This window comes from Streptomyces capoamus (genome assembly GCF_014654935.1).
Taxonomy (GTDB): domain Bacteria; phylum Actinomycetota; class Actinomycetes; order Streptomycetales; family Streptomycetaceae; genus Streptomyces; species Streptomyces capoamus.
In genome coordinates, this window is record NZ_BNBF01000012.1 from 171161 (window position 1) to 173231 (window position 2071).

The 2071-nt window shown below is 70.1% G+C and carries 2 protein-coding genes and 1 pseudogene; all 3 read right to left on the reverse strand.

Going from position 1 to position 2071, the window contains the following annotated elements; genetic code table 11:
• Positions 1 to 98 (reverse strand): annotated as a pseudogene (locus IE312_RS41015) (peptidoglycan editing factor PgeF); the annotation flags it as partial.
• Positions 95 to 1306 (reverse strand): cell division protein FtsZ, encoded by a 1212-nt coding sequence (gene ftsZ / locus IE312_RS20450; protein ID WP_189983803.1) that lies wholly within the window; start codon positions 1304 to 1306, stop codon positions 95 to 97. The gene ftsZ and the pseudogene IE312_RS41015, both read right to left, overlap by 4 nt.
• A 279-nt stretch (positions 1307 to 1585) precedes the next feature.
• Positions 1586 to 2071 (reverse strand): cell division protein FtsQ/DivIB (locus tag IE312_RS41020; RefSeq protein ID WP_229900197.1); only part of this gene is annotated, 486 nt, incomplete at its 5' end.

Consider the following 2071-nt stretch of genomic DNA (forward strand, 5'->3'; position numbering starts at 1 on the left):
CCGAGGTTGAGCTCCTCATACGGAGCGGCGCTCACCCCGCCCCACCGGTCGGTGAAGGCGAAGTGCGCGCCGCTCACGCTCTCGCGCCGTCCTATCACTTGAGGAAGTCCGGGACGTCCAGTTCCTCGGCCGCACTGTCCGAGTAGGCGGGCCGCGGTGCCGGCGTGACCGGCGGGGCGACCGGGATGTCGGCCACCGGCTCGGGCGCCGGCTCCGGCTCCTCCTTGGGCTTGACGCTGCCCAGCGAGCCGAAGGACGGACGGCTGGGCTCGCTCGGCCGGGCCGGGGCGGGCTCCTCGCGGCGGGCGGGAGCCGAGGCGGAGGCCGAGCCGAGGACGGTGTCCCGGCGGGCCGGCGGCTGGCCGCCGTCGAAGCCGGCCGCGATCACGGTGACCCGCACCTCGTCGCCGAGGGCGTCGTCGATGACCGCGCCGAAGATGATGTTGGCCTCGGGGTGGGCGGCCTCGCTGACCAGCTGGGCGGCCTCGTTGATCTCGAACAGGCCGAGGTCGGAGCCGCCGGAGATGGAGAGCAGCACGCCGCGGGCGCCGTCGATGGACGCCTCCAGCAGCGGCGAGGAGATCGCCATCTCGGCCGCGGCCACCGCGCGGTCGTCGCCGCGGGCCGAGCCGATGCCCATGAGGGCCGAACCGGCCTCGGACATGACCGACTTGACGTCGGCGAAGTCCAGGTTGATCAGACCGGGGGTGGTGATGAGGTCGGTGATGCCCTGGACACCGGAGAGCAGGACCTGGTCGGCGGACTTGAAGGCGTCCAGGACCGAGACCTGGCGGTCCGAGATGGACAGCAGCCGGTCGTTCGGGATCACGATGAGGGTGTCGACCTCTTCGCGGAGTTCGGCGATGCCGTCCTCGGCCTGGTTCGCGCGGCGCCGTCCCTCGAAGGTGAACGGGCGCGTGACCACGCCGATGGTCAGCGCGCCGAGCGAGCGCGCGATGTTGGCCACGACGGGCGCGCCGCCGGTGCCGGTGCCGCCGCCTTCACCGGCCGTCACGAAGACCATGTCGGCCCCCTTGAGGACCTCCTCGATCTCCTCGCGGTGGTCCTCGGCGGCCTTGCGGCCGACGGCCGGGTTGGCTCCGGCGCCGAGTCCGCGGGTGAGTTCGCGGCCGACGTCGAGCTTGACGTCGGCGTCGCTCATCAACAGCGCCTGTGCGTCGGTGTTGATGGCGATGAACTCGACGCCCTTGAGACCGACCTCGATCATCCGGTTGATGGCATTGACACCACCGCCGCCGACACCGATGACCTTGATGACTGCGAGGTAGTTCTGCGGTGCTGCCACGTCGAAGGCCTCTCGCCTCGAATTACGTTGTCGCCGCCGGGCGGTGCCCCGCGCCGGGACGACGGATGCCGAATGGGACGGTCCGTAGCGCCGACCCGAACCCTAACCTTGAAGTTTAGGGTTACCAGTGTGTCTGTTCCCTGGAGTCTTCTGAACAGGACACTAAGTCGACAAGTGGCGCCCGTTCAACGAACACGCCGAACCTCCCGTTTTTCTTTTCACCCTATGTGATCAGCCATAGCAGTGCCCAACCAGGGTGCTGGCCTGCGCAGATGTGCGTCAACTCCCCGATGACGCAGGGGCGGTGGGAACGCTGACATCAAAGTGCCGCGCGCGGGGAACTGCTTTCATGAGAGCCGTGAGGGCCCGTGCCTTCGCGCGGCCGTTCTCGCCGCTGCCCCAGGCCACCGTGCGGCCGTCGCCCAACTCCAGCGAGATGGCGTCGAAGGAACGGACCTGGACGGTCCGGGTGGCCCGCGCCACGGGTCCGGGCAGGTCACCGGCGGCGCGGACGGCCTCGCGCACCAGCCCGGCGGTACCGAAGCGCCGGAAGCTCGCGGCGCCCGGACCCGTGCGGGCCGCGGACAGTTCCAGCATCGGAACACCGCGCGGCGCCCGGGAAACCGTGGCGAACCGGACACCTTCGTCGTCGACTTCGACGAACCGTGCGCCCTTGCGGACCAGCAGGACCGGAGTGCGCTCGATCACTTTCAGACCGATTCCGTGGGGCCAGGAACGAACCACGTCCACGGTGTCGATCCGGGG